This window comes from Streptomyces yokosukanensis (genome assembly GCF_001514035.1).
Lineage (GTDB): Bacteria > Actinomycetota > Actinomycetes > Streptomycetales > Streptomycetaceae > Streptomyces > Streptomyces yokosukanensis.
The window spans coordinates 17,768-34,857 of the sequence record NZ_KQ948243.1 but is presented as its reverse complement, the minus strand read 5'-3'; the positions used below and the strand labels follow the sequence as shown (position 1 = coordinate 34,857).

Annotated in this window: 12 protein-coding genes; 5 read left to right on the top strand and 7 right to left on the bottom strand. The window is 72.4% G+C overall.

The window, feature by feature from the left end; genetic code table 11:
• Positions 1-268: 268 nt before the first annotated feature.
• Both AQI95_RS42575 and AQI95_RS42570 read right to left on the bottom strand, forming a co-directional pair.
• On the bottom strand, positions 269-2,284 hold the full coding sequence (locus tag AQI95_RS42575; RefSeq protein ID WP_079071964.1) for a HelD family protein: 2,016 nt from the start codon (positions 2,282-2,284) through the stop codon (positions 269-271).
• 254 nt (positions 2,285-2,538) lie between these two features.
• The gene (locus AQI95_RS42570; RefSeq protein WP_425264970.1) at positions 2,539-3,597 is read right to left on the bottom strand and encodes a S53 family peptidase; all 1,059 of its coding nucleotides are present in this window, start codon (positions 3,595-3,597) and stop codon (positions 2,539-2,541) included.
• 441 nt (positions 3,598-4,038) lie between these two features.
• Here AQI95_RS42570 and AQI95_RS42565 point away from each other — a divergent pair, with 441 nt between their 5' ends.
• The gene (locus tag AQI95_RS42565) at positions 4,039-4,860 is read left to right on the top strand and encodes a TrmB family transcriptional regulator (RefSeq protein ID WP_067136668.1); all 822 of its coding nucleotides are present in this window, start codon (positions 4,039-4,041) and stop codon (positions 4,858-4,860) included.
• 39 nt (positions 4,861-4,899) lie between these two features.
• Here the strand turns inward: AQI95_RS42565 and AQI95_RS42560 are convergent, their stop codons facing one another.
• Positions 4,900-5,556, bottom strand: coding sequence for a TetR/AcrR family transcriptional regulator (locus AQI95_RS42560; RefSeq protein ID WP_067136666.1), 657 nt, complete (start codon positions 5,554-5,556; stop codon positions 4,900-4,902).
• Between the two features lie 146 nt (positions 5,557-5,702).
• Here AQI95_RS42560 and AQI95_RS42555 point away from each other — a divergent pair, with 146 nt between their 5' ends.
• The 4 genes from AQI95_RS42555 (at position 5,703) to AQI95_RS42540 (ending at position 9,514) form a co-directional block, all read left to right on the top strand.
• Positions 5,703-6,488 carry an SDR family NAD(P)-dependent oxidoreductase gene (locus AQI95_RS42555; RefSeq protein WP_067136665.1) on the top strand — a complete coding sequence of 262 codons (786 nt, stop codon included), beginning with the start codon at positions 5,703-5,705 and terminating at the stop codon, positions 6,486-6,488.
• A 150-nt stretch (positions 6,489-6,638) separates the two neighbouring features.
• Positions 6,639-7,760 carry a hypothetical protein gene (locus AQI95_RS42550; protein ID WP_067136663.1) on the top strand — a complete coding sequence of 374 codons (1,122 nt, stop codon included), beginning with the start codon at positions 6,639-6,641 and terminating at the stop codon, positions 7,758-7,760.
• Positions 7,761-7,953: 193 nt separating this feature from the next.
• Positions 7,954-8,376 carry a YciI family protein gene (locus AQI95_RS42545; protein ID WP_067136677.1) on the top strand — a complete coding sequence of 141 codons (423 nt, stop codon included), beginning with the start codon at positions 7,954-7,956 and terminating at the stop codon, positions 8,374-8,376.
• The gene (locus AQI95_RS42540; RefSeq protein WP_067136661.1) at positions 8,369-9,514 is read left to right on the top strand and encodes an RNA polymerase sigma factor; all 1,146 of its coding nucleotides are present in this window, start codon (positions 8,369-8,371) and stop codon (positions 9,512-9,514) included. The genes AQI95_RS42545 and AQI95_RS42540 overlap by 8 nt, the downstream gene beginning before the upstream one ends.
• A 28-nt stretch (positions 9,515-9,542) precedes the next feature.
• Here the strand turns inward: AQI95_RS42540 and AQI95_RS42535 are convergent, their stop codons facing one another.
• From AQI95_RS42535 to AQI95_RS42520, 4 genes are all read right to left on the bottom strand, one after another.
• Entirely contained in the window at positions 9,543-11,786 is a 2,244-nt protein-coding gene (locus AQI95_RS42535) for an FG-GAP repeat domain-containing protein (protein ID WP_159056717.1), read from the bottom strand.
• A gap of 325 nt (positions 11,787-12,111) precedes the next feature.
• Positions 12,112-14,016, bottom strand: coding sequence for an ArnT family glycosyltransferase (locus AQI95_RS42530; RefSeq protein WP_067136657.1), 1,905 nt, complete (start codon positions 14,014-14,016; stop codon positions 12,112-12,114).
• Positions 14,017-14,410: 394 nt separating this feature from the next.
• Positions 14,411-15,748 carry an alpha/beta hydrolase family protein gene (locus AQI95_RS42525; RefSeq protein WP_244189084.1) on the bottom strand — a complete coding sequence of 446 codons (1,338 nt, stop codon included), beginning with the start codon at positions 15,746-15,748 and terminating at the stop codon, positions 14,411-14,413.
• A 147-nt stretch (positions 15,749-15,895) separates the two neighbouring features.
• Positions 15,896-17,071 carry an epoxide hydrolase family protein gene (locus AQI95_RS42520; protein WP_067136655.1) on the bottom strand — a complete coding sequence of 392 codons (1,176 nt, stop codon included), beginning with the start codon at positions 17,069-17,071 and terminating at the stop codon, positions 15,896-15,898.
• Between the last annotated feature and the right edge of the window lie 19 nt (positions 17,072-17,090).

The following is a 17,090-nucleotide window of genomic DNA, read 5'->3' as shown; positions in this document are numbered from 1 at the left end:
CACTCAGGCGAGAGTCCGGCGACCGCGCACCGAGGTGCGCGCCGGACCGAAGAAGCCGCGGGCGGGCGAGGTCGGCCTGAGCGAGAGACTCGGCCGCTACGGAATCACCCCTCGCCGCCCGGCCGCCCCGACCCCGCTCCGCGCCGGACCCTGACTCCGGCGCGTTCGAGTCGGCCGCTCCAGCAGAGCCCCCCGCCCGAACCTCCAGGGCCTCGTTCCGCTCCGGGCCAAGCCGCGGCGGCGCATGCCCTCCCGCGCCCGGCGGGATTCAACTGCCGATCGTGCAGAGCCGTTTGGTGGCCCGGGTGAGGGCCACGTACAGATCCCGCTCGCCACTGGGACGAGCGCTGACGATCTCCCCGGGGCCGGCGACGACGACCCCGTCGAATTCGAGACCGCGAGCCTCCGAAGCCGGTACGACGCGCGCCCACCGAGTGATGCCGGCGGATGCCATGTCACCCGCTCTGGCGTCCGCGCAGATCACCGCGAGCAAGTCGCCCGGGTACTGCGCGGCCTCGGCCGAAAGCTCCTCGGCGACGGCGGCGACGAGAGCGTGCGAGGGTGCGGTGAGCGTGCGGGGACGGTCGCCGTGACGGATCGAGCGGACCGGCTGCTGACCGGGCGAGATCCGCGCGAGGAGGTCACGAGTGGTCGCCAGGATCTCTTCCGTGGTGCGGTAGCTGACGGTCAGCGTGTGCAGGACGAACCGGCTGCCGAAGTGCGGGCCGAGCGCCTGCGGCCAGTCGCACGCCCGCGTCGCGGGGCCCGCCTGAGCGAAGTCGCCCACCAGCGTCAGCGACTTCCCTGGACAGCGGCGCACGACCATACGCCACCGCATGTCCGTGAGTTCCTGGGCCTCGTCGACGACGACGTGTCCGTACGTCCGTTCCGGCGGCCCGTCCACCAGGCTCGCCGCCTCGTCCAACAGCGGTACGTCGGCATCGGTCCACGGGGCGTCAGGAGCACGCAGCAGCCCGGAACGCTCCTCGCCGCTCATCGACGGCAGATGGGCGCGCAGCGCATCGGTGTCGGCCAGGAGCGACCGCACGACGGCCTCCGGGGTCAGCCGCGGCCACAGGGACTCCACGGCGCGGTCGACCTGGGCGTCGTCCGCGAGGTCCGCCCGGACCGCTTCCGCGTCGAACTCCTGGGCCGGACCACTCTCCGCCACGCCGTCGAATCCGAGGGCCTGCAGGTCGGCCTCGGCCGCGGCGTCGAGATCCAGGCCGGTGATCCGGGCCACCTCTGCGTCGATCTGCTCGAGGGCCTGGGCGGTGCCGCGTTCCAGCGCGTCCGCGACCGCACCGATCAGGCGGTCTTTGAACACCTCCCGCGCGCGGTTGTGCGGCAGGCCGCTCGCCCTGGCCACGTCCCGAGCCTCTGCGACGTCCGCCCGCGTCACGCCGGCCCAGCCCTGCCCGACGCGCACGGCGAAGTCGCCCTCGGGCGCCTGTCGCGAGCGCACCAGGCCCGCCAGGGCCTCGGCCATCACGGCGTTCCCCTTGAGCTGCGCCACGTCGGCCGGCTCCACCGCGTCCGCTGCGACTGCGGCCAGCTCGTCGCACGTCGTCAGGAGCACGTCGTTCTCCCCGAGCGAGGGCAGCACCTGAGAGATGTAGTCGAGGAACCGCGCGTTCGGACCGAGGACCAGGACTCCGCGCTCGGCCGCACGCGGGAACGCGTACAGGACATACGCCGCCCGGTGCAACGCGACGACGGTCTTGCCCGTGCCGGGGCCGCCCTGGACCACCGTCACCCCTCGGTGCGGGGAACGGACGACGGCGTCCTGCTCCTCCTGCAGCGTCGCCACCGCCGACCGCATCCGCCCCGTGCGCTGTGCCTCCAGCGCCAGCTTCAAGGGGCCGTCGCCCACGACGTCCTCGGCCGCGGGGGCGGAACCGTCCAGCAGCTCGTCGCTCACCGCGCGTACCGCGCGACCCTCCAGGCGCAGGTGGCGGCGCCGTCGCAGCCCCATCGGGTGGACGGCCGTCGCCGCGTAGAAGGGCCGCGCCGCCTCCGCGCGCCAGTCGACGAGCAGCGGCAGGTCGCGATCCTCCGTGTGCAGGCCGAGCCGACCGATGTGCAGTGCCGTTCCGTCCACACCGTCGAGCCGCCCGAAAGCGAGCCCCTCCTCGGCACCTTCGAGCCTGCGCATCCGCCGCGCCAGATCCTCGGCGGCGACGTCGCGCGCGTACACCTCGCCCGCGCTGTCGGCCGACGACCTCAGCACCTCCGCCAGCTGTGCCAGAGCGTCCGCGCGCCGCTCGTCCAGCAGCTCGTACATGGCGGACACATGGGCCTGCTCATTCGCGATCTGACCTACGACACCGTTATTGACCTGCGACAACAGTCAGCCTCCTCCTGGTTCACCCCTCCACTATGCGGCCCAGTCTCCATGAAAGTAAGGCTTGACTTACTATCCTGCCTGGGCCGTCCGGGCGACGGCGAGGGCTCGCTCGGCGAAGACGCGCTTCGCCCCGCCGGGTGTCCCGACGGGGCGAAGCGCTGCGGAGCAGGGAGCGACCGGCAGGAGCCGATCTACTTGGTGAAGGCGGCGACACCGTTCGGGGTGCCGAGGCCCGTCGGGCCGTCGTAGCCCTTGCCCGCCTTGCAGAGGTAGTCACTGCAGGATCCGTTGGATCCGTCGGTGACGTCGTTCAGCTTGTCCGGGTGCGCGTAGGGGTAGGAGGCCGGGACGTCACCGGTGCCCGGGGCGCCGGCGAGGGCGTAGACACCGGCGATGAACGGGGAGGAGGCACTGGTGCCGCCGTACACGTTCCAGCCGCCCGACTGGTAGGTGTCGTAGACGGCGAGACCGGTGGCCGGGTCGGCGACCGCCGCGACATCGGCGACGCTGCGCTTGGTGCAGCCGGTGTCCTTCTGCCAGGACGGCTTGGCGTCGAACTGCGAGCAGCCCGAGCCCGCGCCGTCGCCGCCGGCGGACGTGCCCCAGACCGACTCGGAGTAGCCGCGGGTGCTGCTGTCCTTCTTGAGCGAGGTGCCCCCGACGGCGGTCACGTACTGCGAGGCCGCCGGGTACTCGACGCCGTATCCGCTGTCGCCTGAGCTGACGGTGATGGCGACGCCGGGGTGCTTGAAGTACTGGTTGTCGGCGGAGGTGTCATTGGACTCCTCGTTGCCGCCGTAGCTGTTGGAGACGTACTTGGCGCCCTGCTTGACGGCCTGGTTCACGGCCGCGCCCAGGTCCTCCATGTTGGCGGACTTGGCCTCGACGAGCAGGATGTGGCACTGGGGGCAGGCCGCGCTGACCATGTCCACATCGAGGGAGATCTCCCCGGCCCAACCGGAGTCGGGCGTCGGGTAGTTGGAGCCACCGTCCTGGTCGATCTTCTTGAAGCAGCCGTTGCCGGTGCTGCACTCCGGCAGTCCGTACTGGGACCGGTACGCCGCCAGGTCCTTCTCGGCGTTCGGGTCGTCGTTCGCGTCGACGATCGCGACGGTGGCGCCCTTGCCGCCGTCCTTGGGCAGGTTGTAGGCGGCCTGGAGGTCGGCCGGCCCGAAGCCCTTGGGGGTGTCGTGCCGGCCGAGGGACATCTTCGGCGTGAGGTCGGTGCGGACCACCGACTGGCACGCCATGTAACCGGGCTTGCTCGGCTCGGAGCAGAGCCGGTGCGTGTGCGTCGTCGCGGCTGCGGGCGATGCGGTGGCCGACGTCGTCGCGAAGGCCGCCGAGTGGGACGCGACGGCCAGGCCGCCGGATATCAGAACTGCTGCAGACAGGATCGCGGGAGCGCCGCGACGTATCGGGTTCCTTCTGCGGTGAGAACGCAAAGAACTGCCCTCCGTGGGGGGATGGGTGGCTCCACGACGGCGGCCGAAAGCGATGTCACGTACATGACAAGCGCTTTCCGTTGGGGGTGGCCTGGTGGAGCCGGTTTCCGGGCGTACAGCTGGTTGCTGCCACCACGGTCAGTGGTGGCTACAGATGAGGCTATTGACGGTTTGCCGATGAGAACAGGGGCAGTTGCGAAAACTTTGCCTGCAACTTCACAGCGAGGGCAGCTACCTTGTGCAGCCATGGAGCTGGAAGAGGGAACCGTCAACGACCTGATGTCACTGGGGCTGGCCCGGTACGAGGCTCGGGTCTATCTGTCGCTCATCAGGCGTGGTTCCTACACGGCCGCCGAGGTGGCCCGGGAAGCCGACGTGCCGCGCCAACGCGTGTACGACGTGCTGGACGCGCTCGTACGGCGGCATCTGGTCACCGCCCGTCCCGGACGGGTGGCCACGTACTCCGCCGTCACGCCCGAATTGGCCCTCGCCCGGCTGATGACGGTGCAACGGGAGTCCGTCGACCGGCTGGAGCGGGTCTCGCAGGACCTGGCCGGTGCGCTGCAGCCGCTGTGGTCGCTGGGGCGGCAACACACCGATCCGCTGGACTACATCGAGGTGCTGCGCGACCCCAAGGCCATCTCCGAGCGCTTCGCCGACATCCAGCGCCAGGCGCGGCACGAGCTTCTCACCTTCTGCAAACCGCCGTTCGTCGCCCCGGCCGAGAACACGGAGGGCCTGGCGGTGGTCCACCGGCTCCACCGGGCGGGCGGTGTCGTCCGGGCGATCTACCTCGACGACGCCCTCGGTGACCCCGAGACGGTGGAGCACGTGCGGCGCTTCGCCGCCGCGGGGGAGGAGGCCCGCTTCGCTCCCGAACTGCCGCTGAAACTCGTCGTCGCCGACGCCTCCCTCGTCCTGTGCGACATGCCCGACCCGGTGGCCGGAGCGGGCTCCACCACCACGCTCTTCATCGAGCACCCGGCCCTTGCGGGCTGCCTGCGGCTGGCCTTCCACACCGTCTGGAAGGACGCCGCACCGGCCCCGGAGTCCAGCCCGGCGCCCTGAGGCATGCCCTCGGCGCCGAACTCCCCTCGGCCCGACGGCTTACGCGCCCGCGTGGAGATGGTCGGCCAGCTCTTCGTTGCTCGGGGGCGGGGGCAGCGTGACGGAGGGGTCGGGGCGCAACCCGTCCAGGAAGACGCCGAGGTGACGGGCGGTCAGTATGGCGGCCTGCTCGGGCGGAAGGTGGGGCAGGGGGCGGCACAGCAGCGCGGCGGTGGTGATCAGGTCCACAGCCGTCACATCCGCGCGGATGAGCCTTCGCCGGCGTCCCTGCTCCAGGATCTCCTCCAGGGCGGCGGAGATGTCCCGTTGCAGTTCGCGCGCCTGCGGGTCGTCGGTCTGGGGGCCGCCGATCAGGGGCAGGACCAGCATGTCGCGGCTGTCGACCACGCGCCGCAGGAACGCCTGGACGGCGGCGGGGGGATCCGCCGGCGCTGAGGTCGCCGCCGCCCTGGCGGCGTCCAGCACGATGCCGAAGCCGTCGACCACGACCTGGGCGATCAGCGCGTCGCGGTTCGGGAAGCGCCGGTAGAGAGTGGCGATGTTCACACCCGCGCGGCGGGCGATCTCCTCCAGCGGAACGGCGGTCCCCGCCTCCAGGAAGGCGCCTCGGGCGGCACTCAGGATCTGGGCGCGATTGCGCGCCGCGTCCGTACGCAACCGCGACGGCGCGCGCCCTCGGGCGGGTCTGGCGGTCACTGGATCACCCCTGCTGTCGTCCTGGCCTGCCAACCGAGACACTACGACACCTCATGAAAGTGAAGGGTTCCCTGCGGTTAGTGTTAGCCTCGCCGTGCCGCCACCGCACAGCCGTGGCGCCGTCACGAGTGGAAGGAACACCTCTCATGAGCGCAGTGCACTGCTCGCGATTCGCCGGCAAGGTCGCCGTCGTCACCGGCGGCAGCCGAGGCATCGGCGCGGCGGTCGCGGCGCGGCTGGCCGCGGAAGGCGCCGCGGTCGTCGTCGGTTACCGAGGCAATGAGCAGGCGGCGCGGGACCTCGTCTCCGCGCTCGACGCGGCAGGCGCCCGCGCCGTCGCGGTGCGCGCCGACGTGGCCGAACCCGACCAGAGCAGGGCCCTGTTCGATCGAGCCATGGACCAGTTCGGCCGACTCGACGTCCTGGCCTCGTGCGCCGGTGTCGAGCACTTCGAAGCGCTGGAGAACATCACCCCGGCCGACTTCGACCGCGTCTTCGCCGTCAACACCCGCGGCCAGCTGTTCGCCGTCCAGCACGCGACCGCCCACATGGGCGCCGGCGGGAGGATCGTGCTCACCTCCTCCGTCAGCGCCTCCCGCGCGGTCTTCGGCCACACGCTGTATGCGGCGTCCAAGGCGGCGGTGGAGGCCATGGTCCTCAACCTGTCCGCCGAACTGGGGCGGCGCGGCATCACCATCAACGCCGTGGCCCCCGGCGGCACCGCGACCGACATGGCCGCCGAACACGCCCCGAACTACCAGCACCCCGCCCTGCGCGGCGTGCAGCCCCTGGCCCAGTGGCTCGAGGTCCACGGCGCGCTCGGCCGCCTCGCGCAGCCGCAGGAGGTCGCCGCTGGATACGCCTTCCTCGCCTCCGACGACGCCGCCTATCTCACCGGCCGCACCCTCCCCCTCGACGGCGGCTTCTTCTAGTCCCCGAATGCCTCGCGATACCCCCCCGACAACCCCCGCCCTCCCCGTGCCCCGCCCGCACAGACCGGCATCTGCACGCCCCGTGCCGGTCTTCGCGCCCCTGGCCGCGCCCCTTTACCCCGACCCCCCCTCAGCCGACAAGAGGAAGCCATGCCCTCCCCGAACCCCCTGGCGAGCGCCGAGTCCAGCCGGGCGCGCCACCGCGCGGACCAGGCCGTCCGGCAGCCCCACCCGCTGGACGACACCGAGCACGGGATTCCTGACCCGGTCCTGACCGCCGCCGCCCCGACCCGCACAGCGATCATCGTCCCGGTGGTCACCTCGTTGCTGGTCGGCGCCGCCTTCATCGCCGTCTTCCTGGCGGCGTTCCACGCCCCGACCTCCCACCGGCTGCCCCTGGGGATAGCCGCCTCCGACAGCGCCGCGGCCCGCGTCGAACTCGCGATCAACGACCGCGACCAGCAGGCCATGAGCTTCCAGCGCTACCGCAGTGCCGACGCCGCCCGCGCGGCGGTCGGACACGACGAGGTGCCCGCCGCCCTCGTCACCGACGGGCACGGGCACCTGAAGCTCTTGGTGGCCGGCGCTCAGGGCCCCTCCGCCACCGGGTCGGTCCAGGCCACCGTGACCGCCGCGCTCGGCCGTCCGGTCCCCGTGAACGACGTGGTTCCCCTGGCCCCGCAGGACTCCCGAGGGCTGTCGATCTTCTACTCCTGCTTCGGGATCGTCCTGGCCGGCTACCTGTACGCCGTGTCCTCCTACCAGATGGCCCCGCGCCTGGCACTCACCGCGCGCATCGCCGGCACGGCCGCCTTCTCGGCCGCATCCGGCGTGATCGTCGCGGCCATCGCCTGCCTCGGTTTCACAGCGATACCCGCCCCCTTCGCCACCACCGCGATCGTGGCCGCCCTGCTCGCCTTCGCGCTGGCCGCCTCCGCCGGCCTGATCATGCGCGCCTGCGGACCGGCCGGAATCCCGCTGGCCTCCATCGCCCTGCTCATCCTCGGCAACGCGTCCAGCGGAGGCATCCTGCCCCCGCAGTACCTGCCCTCCTGGCTGAGCCCTCTCGCCTACGCCATGCCACCGGGCATCGCCGTCCGCGCCCTGCGCGGAGCGTCCTACTTCCACGGAGCGCACCTCGCGACCGGACTGACCCTCCTCACCTGCTGGACCGTCGCCTGTCTCACCGCCCAGTACGCACTGGACCGCGCGGCCCGCCACCGCACCGAGTCGGCGGCGACGACGCCACCACCCACCTGGGCGACCGCGTGAGCGAGCCACGGACGAGGCTGGAGGTCATCGGGCAGCCGCGCCCGCGTGCGGCACGAGGGCTCACCCGGGCTCATCCGCGAACGCCCGAGGATTTCGAAGAAATCTCGGACGGCGATGTCGAGAATCCGTGCCTGGCTCCGTCCCCGCCGTGAAAGCGACCACAATGGGTCGCACGAGCACCGAGGAGAACACCATGGCCAAGTACCTGCTGCTCAAGCACTACCGCGGCGCCCCGGCTCCGGCCAACGACGTGCCCATGGACCAGTGGACTCCGCAGGAGATCTCCGCGCACGTGCAGTACATGCAGGACTTCGCGGACCGGCTCGAGAAGACCGGCGAGTTCGTCGACGGACAGGCGCTGGCCCCCGAGGGGGCGTGGGTCCGGTACGACGGTGAAGGGCGCCCGCCGGTCACCGACGGGCCGTTCGCCGAGACCAAGGACCTCATCGCCGGCTGGATGGTGATCGACGTCGACAGCTACGAGCGCGCCGTCGAGCTGGCCGGGGAACTGTCGGCCGCCCCCGGGGCGGGCGGGAAGCCGATCCACGAGTGGCTCGAGGTGCGCCCGTTCCTGAGTGCGCCGCCCACCATCTCGGAGTGCGCCTTCCATGGATGAGGTCCTGCTGCGGAGCCTCACGCCGAGCGTGCTCGGCATCCTCGTCCGCCGCGGAGCCGACTTCGCGGCGGCCGAGGACGCCGTGCAGGACGCGCTGGTCGAGGCGGTCCGCGTCTGGCCGGCCGATCCGCCAAGGGATGCGAAGGGCTGGTTGGTCACCGTGGCCTGGCGCAGGTTCCTCGACGCGACCCGGGCGGACGTCGCCCGCCGCCGACGCGAGGACCGCGTCGACGAGGAGCCGGCCCATGGGCCCGCGCCCGCCGCGGACGACACCCTCCAGCTGTACTTCCTGTGCGCTCACCCGTCGCTGACGCCGTCGTCCGCGGTCGCGCTCACGCTGCGCGCCGTCGGCGGGCTGACCACTCGTCAGATCGCGCAGGCCTACCTGGTGCCCGAGGCGACCATGGCCCAGCGCATCGGCCGCGCCAAGCGCACCGTCCGAGGGGTGCGGTTCGACCAGCCCGGCGATGTCGCCACCGTGCTGCGTGTGCTCTACCTGGTCTTCAACGAGGGCTACTCCGGCGACGTGGACCTCGCCGGGGAAGCCATCCGGCTCACCCGGCAGCTCGCGGCCCAGGTCGACCACCCCGAGGTGGCGGGGCTGCTCGCCCTCATGCTGCTCCACCAGGCCCGGCGCGCCGCCCGGACCGAGCCCGACGGCAGCCTGGTGCCACTCGCCCAGCAGGACCGCGGCCGATGGGACACCGAGCTGATCGCGGAGGGCGTCGAGATCCTGCAGCGGGCCCTCGCCCGCGACCGGCTGGGCGAGTTCCAGGCCCAGGCCGCCATCGCCGCGCTCCACGCCGACGCGCCCGCCGCCGAGGAGACCGACTGGGTGCAGATCGTCGAGTGGTACGACGAACTCGCCCGCCTGACCGACAACCCGGTCGTGCGGCTCAACCGCGCGGTCGCCGTCGGCGAGGCCGACGGAGCGCGCGCCGGTCTGGCGGCGCTCGCGGCGCTGGACTCCGCACTGCCCCGCCACACGGCGGTGGCGGCGTACCTCCACGAGCGCGACGGAGACCTGGCGACGGCGGCACGGCTGTACGCCGAGGCGGCCCGCAAGGCACCCGACCTCGCCGAACGCGACCACCTGACCCGCCAGGCCGCCCGCCTCAACACCCGCAGGTGCCACTGACCGGGGCCCGGCAGACGACTCCGGCCGGTCAGGAAAGGGTGCGCCCGTTCCAGCCCGTGCCGACGCGGACCCGGTTGCCGAACCCACCGTGGCCTTTGCCCGGGTTGAGCCAGGCCACGCCGTCGGAGTCGACCGAGAGCAGGTCGGCCTTGCCGTCGCCGTCGAGGTCACCGGCACCGAGCACCTGACGGTAGGTCTTGCCCCAGTCCCGGAAGACCAGCACGCGGTCGGCGAGCTTGCCGGTGCCGGTGCCGTTGTAGCGCCACAGCTCGCCCGAGCCGTCGAGGGCCAGCACGTCCCCGCGCCCGTCGCCGTTGAGGTCCCCGGCGCCGATCACCCGGGTGTAGCCCTTCCAGCCGGACCGGATCTCGACACGCGAGGCGAATCCGGCGGTGCCGTTGCCCGCGTACAGGTAGACGTCACCGGTCGAGGCGGAGCGGGCCAGCAGGTCGGCGCGGCCGTCACCGGTCAGGTCGCCGGGGCTGGTGAGGACGTTGTAGCCGCGCCAGTCGCCACCGGTCTTCACGTACGGGGACTTCGGCGCGGGCAGCCGGCCCGCCGGAGCCTCGTACATGCGTGCCTCGCCCGTGGGCAGTACGGCGAGGACGTCGTTGAGGCGGTCCCCGTTCAGGTCGCCGAAGCCGGTGAACCGGGTGCCGGCGGGCCAGCCGGCGGCGACCGCGCCGCTGTGCACGGAGCCCGTGGCGAGGTGGCCCGCGGCGTCGCCGTCGTACCGGGTCAGGGTGGTGCCGGTGAGGGCGAGCACGTCGGCGCGGCCGTCGTCGCCGTAGTCACGGGCGCGGGGGAGCGGGCGGCTCGTGCCGGAGACGGCGTGCAGCGGGCCGCCGAGGGCGGAGCTGTCGTACCAGAGCGCGGTGGGGCGGGTGCCCGCGACCGTGAGGGCGCCGCCGACGGTGCGGTTACCGGTGGTCGTGGCCAGGGTCCGGGGAGCCGACCAGCCGCCACGCGTGCGGAAGCCGGAGACGAACCGGTACGAGCCGTTGCCGATGGCCATGCTCCAGGCCGCGTACACGGTGCCGTCGGTCGCGATGCCGGAGCTGACGGCCGAGCCTGCCGAGCCGAACGGGCGGCGGTCGTCGGCCTGTTCGGCGGCGCCCCAGGTGCCGGTTCGGGCGGAGCGGGTGGTGGAGACCACCGCCTTGTCGGCGGCGTCGACGAGGGTGACGTCACCGCTCGGGCCGGTCAGCGGGCGGGGCAGGGCGCGGGGGGCGTACCAGCCGGTGAGCCCGGTGTTCTCGGTGGCGCTCCATGCGGCACCGGGGGCGGCCTTGCGGGTGAAGCGGACGGGGCCGCCGTCGGTCGCCCACACAAGGGTGAGGCCGCCGGCCGGGTCGGAGTCGAGTCGCAGGGCGCCGGGCTGGGTGCCGTTCAGGGGGGTCAGGTCCTCGGCGGCGCCCCACGCGGTCGCGCCCGCCTTGCGCTCGATGATCCGGGAGTGGTACGAGGCCCCGGCCACGCCGGTGGAGCCGCCGCCGTCGCGCGGGCGGTCGTCGAGATTCCAGGCGATGGCCGCGTTGCCCGCCTTGTCGACGGCGGCGTGCAGCCCGGTCAGGGTCCACTCGCCGTCCTCGGCGTCGCTCGTGACGGTGTCGAACACGGTGGGCTCGGACCAGGCGTCGCCGGGGGCCGGGCGCTCGGCCATGTGCAGCTCGCGGCCGCCCGCGACCGGGGTGGCCCAGACGGCGGTGAGGCGGCCGGTGGCACTGCCGAACACCAGGGGCGGGCAGTCGATCCAGGAGAGCGTGGCGACGGTGGTCGGGGCGGACCAACGGGTGGCGCCGGGGGCCAGGGTGGCGGCCTTCAAGAGGCTGTTGCTCCCCGGAAGGCGTTCGCGCCAGTAGGCGATGAGGGAGCCGTCGGCCTGCGGGGCGAGGGTGCTGGCGTCGAGGTAGTAGTCGGCGGCCGTGGACAGCGTCTGGGGCGCGGCCCAGGTGGTGGTGCCCGTCGGGCGGACCTGGACGGTGAGCCTGCGGACCTCCAGGCTGTGCGCGGGGTCCTGGGGCTCGTCGCGCAGGGCGACGAGGGCGCCGTCGGCGCGGGCCTGCAGACCGAGCACGCGGTGCTGGGCGGTGGGGGCGACCTCGGTGGCCGAGCCCCAGGCACCGGGCTGCACGGGATCGGTGGCCACGGTGGCCTTCCCCGCCTTCGGGGTGGTCTCGGCCGGTGCGGCCGCCGCCTCGGCTGACAGCGCCCCCACCAGGCTGCCGCTCACCACGAGCGCGAAAGCCCCTCTTATGACGTGCGAGTTCACGTTCCGGTCCCCCCACAAGGATCCAGGTTTGGTGATCAAAGTGTGTGGATCTTATATGGCCGGCATGGTGCCTCGGCATCGATATCAGGGGGTGCGCGCGGGCCGCCGAGCTGCCGGTGTCAGCAGCCGGAGGAGCGTCGTGACGGGTGGGGGGAGCAGGGTCGTCCAATGGCGGTTCGAACTCCCGGCAAGCCGGAGACGGTAGCGCCGTGCCTTCTCCAACCACCGCTGTACCACGCCGGGTTGACGTCGCCGCTCCCGCACCGTCGCTACGCTGCGGGTCCGCGCCCGCGGTTCACCTCGGTCGCCTCGGGGCGGCGCCGACTCAGTTCTGCCGGCCGCAGTCGTAGAGGCGGAAGCTGCCCTTGGTGCGCCAGCCGTAGGCCCCGGAGCGGATGCGCTTGCAGTGGGACTTCACCCACGTCGTGGCGGGGGTGGTGGGTCGTACGGGAGTGAGCAGCACGTAGCGGAGCTGGTGCGACGCGACCAGGTCGCCGAGTTGAGGGGCGGTGGGGAAGGGCGTCTTGCCGGTGAAACCGCCCATGACGAGCGTGGGCTGGGACTGGGCGCGCAGCAGCCGTTCCGCGGGGTAGGCGGCCTGGGTGGCGAGGAGGTACTTCTCGCCGTGGCGGTGCGTGACGAGGTAGTCGAGCAAGGTGATGTCGTGGTCGCTCGGTTCGTCGAGTCCGACTCGGCGCAGAGCGGAGCGGTCGCGGAGGGCGCTCTGGTAGGTCTTGCCGACCGGTCCGGCTGTCGGCGATGTGGAGGCACCCGCGTAGAGCGGGTCCAGGGAGGAGGCGGCCCAGCCGGCGGGTACGAGCAAAGTGGCCGCGATCCCGGCGGCCAGGGAGCCTTGGACCAGTCCTCGGGAGGCTCCTGCCCCGCTGATCCACAGGCCGAGCGCGCCGCCCACCGCGAGGATCACGGCGAGCGCCGGCAGCCAGGCGGCGAACCAGGTCGGCGCGTCGAGCACCACAGCCCACACCACCGTCAGCACGAGGGCCGACGGCAGCCACAGCCGCTGCCGACCGCCTGCCTCGTACGCGGTCCGCATCAGGGCGAGCCCGCCCCCGGCGAGCGCGGCGATCGCCGGGGCGAGCACGGCCGTGTAGTAGGGGTGGTTGCCGTTGGAGACGCTGAACACCACGGCGTGCACGGCCAGCCAGCCGCCCCAGAGGAGGAAACCGGCCCGCAGCGGATCGGTGCGCGGTGTGCGGGCGCGCCAGAGCACGCCCAGTACGGCGGCGAGCACGGCGAGCGGCAGGAACCATGCGATCTGCGGGCCGACGGTGTGGTTGACCAGCATTCCCCAGCCGGTGTTTCCGCTGGTCCGGCTGGCGGCGGTGCCCGCAACGGCACCGAGCGCGGTGTCGTCGTCGCCGAAGCGGCTCAGGCCGTTGTAGCCGAAGACCAGGCTGAAGGGATTGTTGTTGGAGGTGCCGTCGACGTACGGGCGGTCCGCGGCGGGCGTCGCCCAGGCGATGAACGCCCAGGAGCAGGACACGGCCAGGGCGACCGCACCGCTCACGACGAGTCGCAGGGCCCGCTGCAACGCCGTGTTGCTCGCGGTGAGTTGGTAGACGACGGCGAAGACCGGCAGCACGAGCCATGCCTGCAGCATCTTCGTCTGGAAGGCGAGCCCGACCCACACGCCACAGGTGATCAGCGGGAGCAGCCGCCCGGTCCGTACCGCTTTCTGCAGCGCTCCGGCCGCCGCCACGAGCAGCAGAGTCAGCGCGGTGTCCGGGATGGTGGCCCGGTTCAGGACCGCGGTGACCGGAGTGAAGGTGAGCGCGAGCGCGGCGATCAGAGCGGCGAACGGTCCGGCCCACGCGCGCACGATCCGATGGAGCAGCCATACGGTGAGCACGCCCTCGACGACCTGCGGCAGCGCGGCCGCCCATGTGTGCGGGCCGAAGATCCAGACGGAGACGGCATCGGGCCAGAAGGCGCCGGGCAGCTTGTCCAGCGTGATCGAACCGCTGGTGTCGAGTCCGCCGAAGAAGAAGGCCCGCCAGCTGGTGGCCATCGACCGTATCGCAGAGCTGTAGTAGGGGTGGATCGCGGCGTGCCCCATGCCCCAGCCGTACAGCAGCGCGGCGACGACCAGCACCGCCACCAGCGCCGGTCGCTCCCAGTGCGCCGGAGCGTGCGACTGGTCCTCGCCGGGGCGCGATGTCCGGCGGCGGCCGTGGGAGCCGGTGCTCTGGGCGGTGGGCATGGTGGCCATGGCGAAGGTCCTCGGATCAGTGGTCAGGCGGCGCCGGCGCCGGTGCGGGAAGTCGATGTGCCGGTGCCGTCCGGACCGGTCGCGGTGAGGGCGGCTGCCACCGGCACCGCGACGACGAGCGAGGCCCCCGGCGGGCGCGCCTCGCTCGGCAGCGGCGGGGCGGATGCGCTGGGGCGCTGTGGCCGGGAAGCGGTGGGCAGGGCAGCGGATCCTCTCTCAACCGGCGACGAGCGCGCCAATGTTCGACACGTGCACACTTTAGCCGTATGAGATCACACGACAATCACATGTTTGTCCTTGGCTCATCCCTGGCTCATCCCTGGGCCGTCCCTGTGCGGAGACCGCGCGGCGACCGTGCGGCGACTGGCTCAGGAGGACCTGAGCCAGCTGTTCGTCAGCGGACGAAGGAGATCTCCGGGTAGCTCTTGGCGGGTCCGTCCAGCAAGGTGCTGTGCTTGTGGAGCAGCGTCTGGTCGAAGTAGGCGGCCAGGTACACGCGCTGGATCTTGATCGCCCGGTCGGGGTCGATCGTGCCGTACTGCTGCTGCAGTTGGGCCGGCGAAAGCCCGAGCAGGCTCGCCTCCTGCGGCACCATCGCCTCGTTGTCGCTGAACGACAGGTGCTTCGAGCCGCGGAGCTGGATGTCGACCCGGTAGCCCTTGAGATGCGGCCAGAGCTTGCGCCACGACGAGTCGTTGTTCCGGTTGTGGGAGCCGGAACTGAACAGCATGAAGGGGCGGCTCAGGTCCTTGCTCGGCGCCGAGCCGAAGAACTGGCCGTCCAGGTTGGCACCGGCGTCGATGCGATGGTCGAGCTGCATGGCGGTGTCGACCGCCGCGCCGCCCAGCGACCAGCCGAACATCCCGATGCGGGACGTGTCCACGGCGTGCGAGAAGCCGGTGGGGAGCTTGGCGTGGTCGACGTCCGGGTTGCCGCCCTTGGCGATGGTGCCGAGCTGGTTGATGACGAAGCGGATGTCGGCGGCGCGCACGTTGAGCGTGTCGGAGGAGTGCGAGCCGGCCGGCATGGTGTTGACCTCGAGCCGTCCGTCGGGGAACTCGACCTCGTTGGCGTCGTGGGTGTGGTCGACGGTGACGACGAGGTAGCCGCGGCTGGCGAGGTCCTGGGCGAGCGCGGTGCCCATCGCGCGGTCCGAGTGCAGACCGGTCGAGTACAGCAGGACGGGCAGCTTGCCGAGCTTGGTGGCGACCGGGGCGAGGGTGTGGCCGGCGGTCTGCGGCACCGTGACCTGCTGCGGAGACAGGCCGCGTGAGTAGAGGAAGTGCGCACCGGAGGTCGACGGCATCCACGGTGCCTGGGCGTGCCCGGACGTGGAGGCGGCCGGATACCAGTAGGTCACCATCAACTCGCGCGCCCGCTTGCCGGGCACGTACGGGTCCGTGCGCGACGTGTCGACGAGATGCTGGCTGAAGGTGCCGACCGAGTAGCGCCCGCTCGGCGCGGGAAGCGTCAGCTGGAGAGCGGAGCCGCGGCCACGGGCGAGCGTGGCGGCCGGGTGGGCGCCCTTCTGCGGGACGGCGGTGTCGTTCTCCGGCGCCCAGGGCGTGGTCGGCCGGTCGGGCGACGGCTCGGTGGCCGCCTGCTTGTGGGTCGCCTTCCCGGCAGCCATCGCCGGTGTCATCCCGGCGCCCAGGGCGACGGCCAGCACACCTGCGGTACCGACTGCTCGGGCTATGAGTCTGTGGCGGTCGCGCGGTCTGCGGTGGTGCATGGAACTCCCTAGTGATCACGGGCCACGGGCCCGGTGATTGTCAGGCGCACACCGTACCGCTGCCCGGACCAACTCATTCCGGGACCACGGGTTTACCGCGCCGTACGGCGCCGGATCGGCCGGGCCGGTACGTACCGTGGCCGGGCCTCAGCCCGTCGCCGCCGACCGGTAGGGGCGGAAGAACGCGCGCAGTTCCTCCGCGTAGAGTTCGGGCTCCTCGAAGGGCGCGAAGTGTCCGCCACGCGCGGGTTCGCTCACCCGCACGACGTTCGCCGTGCGTTCCAGCCAGGCCCGGGGCGGGCGGACGACGTCGCCGGGGAAGAGCGAGAAGCCGGACGGCACCTCGACCCGACGGGCGTGCTGTGCCGCCGGGATCGCGGCGTTCGCCCGGTACATGCGCATCGACGAGCCGATCGTCCCGGTGAGCCAGTACAGCGTGATGTTCGTGAGGATCTCGTCCTTGGTGAAACTCCGCTCGACGTCTCCGTCGCAGTCGCTCCACGCCCGGAGCTTCTCGACGATCCACGCGGCCAGCCCGGCAGGCGAGTCGGTGAGTCCGAAGGCTGCGGTCTGGGGCTTGGTGCGGTGCATCGCGGCGTAGGCACCCTCGGCCGCGCCCCAGCGGGCGGCGCCCTCGAGCCAGGTGCGTTCCTCGGGTGTGAGGTCCGCCGGGTCGCCGGTGAAGACGGGCAGGCCCGCGTCCATGCGGTGGACCGCCACCACCCGGTCCGGGTGGTCGAGGGCGAGGTAGCGGCTGACATGGCTGCCGAGGTCCCCGCCCGCCACGCCGAACCGCGTGTAGCCGAGGACGCTCATGAGGTCGGCCCACAGGCCGGCGACGGCGACGGCGTCCGGCGCCGGTCCGATGGGACGGTCGGAGTGGCCGTAGCCCGGCATGTCGGGCACCACCACGTCGAACGCGTCGGCAGGGTCAGCGCCGTGCGCGCCGGGATCGGTGAGCAGCGGGACGACTTTCGTGTAGCGCCAGAACGAGTCGGGCCAGCCGTGGCCGAGCACCAGCGGGAGGACGGGCCCGGCCGGGGCGGAGGCCCGGACGTGCACGAAGTGGGTTCCGAGGCCGCGGAGCGGGACACGGAAGCGCGGCAGGCGGGCGAGCGCTGCTTCCCGCGCCGGCCAGTCGAACTCCTGCGCCCAGTAGGCGACCAGTTCGCGGAGATAGGCGAGATCGGTCCCGAGTGCCCATCCGGCGTCCTCGGGTGCGTCCGGCCAGCGCGTCGCACGCAGCCGTGCGCGGAGGTCTTCGAGCACCGCGGGGGCGGTCTGCTGGGCGAACGGTTCGGGGCGGGGCGGCGCGTCCGGCATGGCACGCACGCTACAGCCC